The organism is Alkalispirillum mobile (assembly GCF_003664325.1).
GTDB lineage: Bacteria > Pseudomonadota > Gammaproteobacteria > Nitrococcales > Halorhodospiraceae > Alkalilimnicola > Alkalilimnicola mobilis.
Genome location: NZ_RCDA01000009.1, coordinates 1 through 5,062 on the forward strand (window position 1 = coordinate 1; position 5,062 = coordinate 5,062).

General features: G+C 68.0%; 2 protein-coding genes and 1 pseudogene. All 3 read left to right on the forward strand.

The window, feature by feature from the left end:
- A pseudogene (locus DFR31_RS14075) lies at positions 1–387 on the forward strand (type VI secretion system Vgr family protein); the annotation flags it as partial.
- Positions 387–3,800, forward strand: coding sequence for a hypothetical protein (locus DFR31_RS13650; RefSeq protein WP_121443247.1), 3,414 nt, complete (start codon positions 387–389; stop codon positions 3,798–3,800). The pseudogene DFR31_RS14075 and the gene DFR31_RS13650, both read left to right, overlap by 1 nt.
- Positions 3,797–4,876 carry a hypothetical protein gene (locus tag DFR31_RS13655; RefSeq protein WP_121443248.1) on the forward strand — a complete coding sequence of 360 codons (1,080 nt, stop codon included), beginning with the start codon at positions 3,797–3,799 and terminating at the stop codon, positions 4,874–4,876. The genes DFR31_RS13650 and DFR31_RS13655 overlap by 4 nt, the downstream gene beginning before the upstream one ends.
- The last annotated feature ends 186 nt before the right edge of the window (positions 4,877–5,062 follow it).

The window sequence follows — 5,062 nt, forward strand, 5'->3', positions numbered from 1 at the left end:
GGCAGGGAGATCCACCAGGTTGCCGGCATGAACCTGGTCCTCGAAGCCGGTGCCGAGATCACCCTCCAGGCCGGGGGCAGCTTCATCAAGATCGATCCGGCTGGCATCACCCTCAGCGGCGCGGCCATCCGCATGAACTCCGGTGGCAGCCCCGGGTCGGGCAGCGGGCAGCAGGCCAGTCCCCCGGAGCGTCCGCGCGAAATCTCGCCGCCGAGCTTCAATCGCGTTCCGTCCACCGGCGGCCGCTCCGATGGCGATACCGAACAACCGGAAGCGGCACCCCTAGGCGATCGAGCCATTCTGCTCGATGTCACCAGCGGTGAACGAGACGGCCAGCAAGCGCGGCTGCACGACGGCCAGGGGCCGGAAACGGGGGGCTCGGAGTGATGAGCGAGAGAGAGCTGAGGGCATTAAGCACCGAGAAGATCGACCTGGGCGTGCGGCGGCGCGCGGCGTATCGCGACGAAGAGGATGGCAGCCTGGTCCTGGTGATCCCGAAACGCGAAGGGGCCGGGGAGATCGAGATCCTCCTGCTCGAGCATGCGAAGGCCACGGAGGAGCGCGAGGAGGGGCTTCAGGACAACACCCTGCTGGGCATCCGCCCGCTGGCCGAGTTCCATCGTCAGCAACGCAACGACCGGAGCAGCGTCCCGGTGTACAACGGTATCGCCGTGGGCATGCTGCGCCCGGGGCGGTTCTACGTCTTTTTCGAAGACCGGCTCTGGCGCGAGCTCGAAGTGGGCCCGGACGGCCGACTCAGCGACGTGGACCTGGCCCACTACCGGGCACTGGCCGAACAGGGCGAGGCCGCCGATGAGCGCCCGGCCGAGGGCGAATGGCTGGACGATCTCCTGATGCCGGCCATGCTCCAGGGGGCCGCCACCCTGCATCGGGTGCGCGTGGCCTTCAGTGAAGTGGTCTGGAGCTGGGCCTACATCCGGTGGCTGGAGCAGCACGCCAAACGGCGGGAGGCCCGGACCACCGGGGTCGGCCATGCCCATGCCGTTCTGATGCATACCTCCCCCGAGGAGGACGACCCGTTTCTCTCTCTTTCCAGGGGCTTCCCCGCCGGTCGGCTGGCCGAACTCCCCGCCCTGCGCCCACGCGACCCGGGCATGGAACTGCTGCTCGGCTCACCGGACACCTTCACCCCCGAGTTCACCGGGCCGGGGTCCGATGAGCTGTGCAGCAGGCTCCGGGCCCTTTGGGCCGAGGCCGGGGAAACCGACCGGGCCGCCACCCTGGAGCTGGGCTGTGATGCGACGGACGAGGACCTGCTCGCCCCCATCCGCGACAACCCGGGCATTGTCGCCGTACCCGTGCCCGACCCGCTGTTCGCACTGCGCCACGCCCTGGCACAGCTCCACCTGGCCCTGCACTACCTGGACGGCCTGGATGGCACCCTCGCCGATAGCCCGCTGGCCCACTCCGCCAAGCTGATCGATCAGGCCCTGTTCGCAATGCCGGGCGGCGGCGAGCCGAACCCGCTTGCGGCCCACCGGGGTGCCATCGACCCGGACAAACTGGGCCAGGTCCTCAGGCAACACGAACGCGCGGAGGCGGTCGAGGCCATCGGGCAGCACCTGACCGTGTTGGAGGGGTTGAGCAACGGCGGGCAGCTCAGCGCCAGCCTCCGGGATTTCACCAGCCACCCCGATCTAGGGGTCTGCGAGGGCTACGCCCTGTGTGCTGACCTCTTCGGCCTGCTGCACCAACTGCCCGACGTGCTGCGCGATCAAGGCAGTGTCCGGGGCGTGGACGCCTTGCGTGCCCGGGCCCGGCGGCTGCTCGCCGCGCTGCTGACCGATGCCAACCTGCAGGCGCTGTGGACGCCGTCCGACCCCGATTCGGACGATGACTCGGCGCCCGGCTTGGACGATGGCGCCCCGTCGGCGGCGCGCCTGCGCCGGCTGGCCGCGGACGACAGCGAGATCGACGAGGCCTGGGCCGAGGCGCTGGGCCTCCAGACGCTCGGGCTGATGGCCCGCAATCTGGCCGAACAGGAACAGGCGCAGACCGACGCCGTTCTCCACCTGAGCAACGCCGGCAGGGTCGGGGGGCTCCTGCGCACGGTGGTAAGCCAGTGGAGCCAGGCCGTGCTGCGCGCCGCGGAACGGGTGGCCGATGAAGTGGAGGTCTTCCAGTTGCAGCGCCTATTCACCGCGGTCGAGCGCCACGCCAATCTGATCGACGGCAACCTGGGCGGCGAGCTGCGCATCATGCGTCGAAGCCAGGTCGATCTGGAGCGCTACACCATCGTGGGGGTGCATGGCGATGGCCTCCACTGGGGCCTCACCGACCGCGACCGCGCCAGCGAGACCCTGCAGACCCGGCGGGACTATCTCTACGCCGACCAGGTCGATGCCGACGGCCAGCTCACCGGCTCCACCAGCCCGAAACGCATGAGCGCCGAGGTGGACGAGGCCATCCGGCGCGCGGCGGGGCACACCCTGGTGTTCGTCCTGCCCGCCGCCCACCCCGAGGCAGCCCGGGCCGCCCAGCTCCGACTGGTAAGGGTGGCCGAGCAGGCCCGGGTGGTGGTGGACGGACCGGCCGTCTCGCGGATGTTGGTGGGCTTTGCGATTTATAACCTGGGGCGGGAGGCTTCAGGACTTCTTCAAGCTGAGAGACAAGGCCATGTCGGTCTGCAGCGCACGAGGGCTATTGGTGCATTCATTGACCTGACAGCAGCCTCCATGAAACTGCACACCGCGCTGTATCCGGAGCCGGTATCGCGGACGGGGCATTTTGTGCAACGCCCCCTGTTCGACATGAAGAACTGGCCGCTGATCGGCGCCCGTTTGCAGAAGGTCGGAGCCAGCACCCTGGTTCGCACGATTGGTCTGGCGAATTTCTTGGCCGGCGTTGCCGCCGTTGGTGTCAGCGCCTGGGAGCTGCGCATCAGCCTGCAACGGGGTGATCGCGACGCCGCTGCCGGGCACGGTGTCGCGGTGGCCGGTGCCGCACTGTTCCTGACCGCCCCGCTGCTGACGGGCATTCTGCTCATCCCGGGCTGGGGCTGGGCCCTGCTGGGCCTGGGACTGGCCATCGGGGGGACCAGCTACGCGGCCATGAACCAGGACAGCGAATTCGAGCAGCTACTCCGGCAGGGCCCCCTTGGCACCCACCCTCACGAGGAGATGGAATCCGCGGACGATGTCCGCTACTACCCGCAGGTGCTCACCGCTCTCAGCCCGATCGAGATCGAGGTGCAGCGCTACCACCGGCTCGGGGCGGACGAGCAGCACGCGCTGCTGGCCAGCATCGGCGAGACGGCCAGGCCCGGCAACCGCGATTACGTGGTCACCATCCGCACGCCCCTGATCAGCCGCTTCCGGATCGGCCCGGGCGAATCGTTGACCCTGGCCGTCCAGGAGCTCACCCAGACCACGGCCACGACCCCCACCCGGTTCGGGGATCAGTACGCCTCGACCTACATTACCGAGGCACCGGACCCCTTCGTGATCGGCCGGCGCCAACTGCTGCCACGGGAGAGCGCCGTGCGCTTTCTGGTCCGGCGCCGGGCCGCCGAGGAGCGAGTGGAGTTCGGCAACGTCGCCATCTCCTCCAGCGCCCGATTGCGGATCGCCCTGCAGGCCCGCATCCCGTGGGAGCGGGGCGAGATGGTCCTGCCCACCCCCGCCCTGACCCGATACGCACCCTACCGGGAAGGCGAGCATGGCGAGCCACCGGGCCGCACGCGACATACGGTCAACAATCCCTTCACGGCGCTCGTGAAACAATTGACCGGGCGATCACGGGATCCGCTGTACTGGCATATCGAGGAGTTCGACCTATGAACCACTCCGGTCCCTCCGGTGACTACGCCCCCGGGGCCTACCGTCCCGACGCCATTCCGCCACTGCCAACCCCGCCGAGGGCGCGGGACCGGTTCGGCGAGACCCTGCTGCCGTTCGGCGACTACGCCCACATCGACCCCCACCAGTTGGTGCTGGAAGACGCCGAGTTCATGCAGCACCAGGAGGCGCAGGACCCGGCGTTCTACCAGTCGGACGACTGGTGGTGGGATCACGAGCGGATCCGCTTCCTGAAAAGCCAGCTGGGGCTCTCCGTGCTGATACTCGCGGTTCCGGTGATTTACTTTTTCGCCCTCCTGGCGATTCCATTTTATTTCTCCATTGTTATTGATGAGGCCCTCTCTAAATATAATGATCTTATCTATGTCTCTGTAATAATGCTGATTTTAGGGGCCGGCGTTCTGGGCTCCCTGGTGATCACGGTCTACACCACCCAACCCCTGATGATCGGCCTGATCCACCTCGGTGCCTTCCTGCTCAAGCCCTTCCACGGGTTCATCGCCGCCCGCAGTCAGCGCTACCTGGATAACCGCCAGAGTGCGTTCAACCGCCGCACCGGCCAGGTGCGCTTTGCCCGGGGACGGCGCGAACCCCCGCTGGAGGCCCCCTTCGTGGAGTTCGATGCCTATCTCGAGCGGGTGGTGCAGCGGGGCGGGATCTTCTACCGGCTGATGTTCGTGCACCGCTACACCGGTGAGCTGTTCAACCAGACCTCGCTGAGCGGGGTGGTCGATCACCACCACGAGGTACGCGCCCTCTGGGACATGATCCAGCGCTACATGGACATTACCCAGCCACTGCCCGACGTACCCCGCCTGGAGCCCTTCCGCGCCCGCGACCCGGTGACCGCCGAGTACGACCGCCAGACCGGCCGCGACCCCCGCTTCTGGCGCGATCTCGACCTGGAGGCCTGGCAGGCCGACGAGGGAATGAAACGCAGCAACGCCCAGGCCCGCTTTCCCTGGCGCCGCCAGCGCTGCCAACTCACCCCGCAGATCGGACGCATCGAGATGGATGCCTACCGACAACAGCAGGCCCGGGTGCAGCCGGCAGCGTAAGTCGCATCCCTGCCAGTCTGCCCGTGCCCATTTGACGCCCCCCGGCAATCGCCCTAGCATTGGCCTCGTCTAGGATAGAGACGTCACGCACTGCCACGGAGCCGGCATGCCCCAACACAACGGACTGTACCTCGCCCTGGCGCGCCCCGGCGCCGCCTCGGCCTCGCTGCCCCAGGTCACCGGGTT

What these genes read in the sequence shown, in the direction of transcription:
- DFR31_RS13650 (WP_121443247.1), top strand. Translation starts at nt 387, where the DNA reads ATGAGCGAGAGAGAGCTGAGGGCATTAAGCACCGAGAAGATCGACCTG.
- DFR31_RS13655 (WP_121443248.1), top strand. Translation starts at nt 3,797, where the DNA reads ATGAACCACTCCGGTCCCTCCGGTGACTACGCCCCCGGGGCCTACCGT.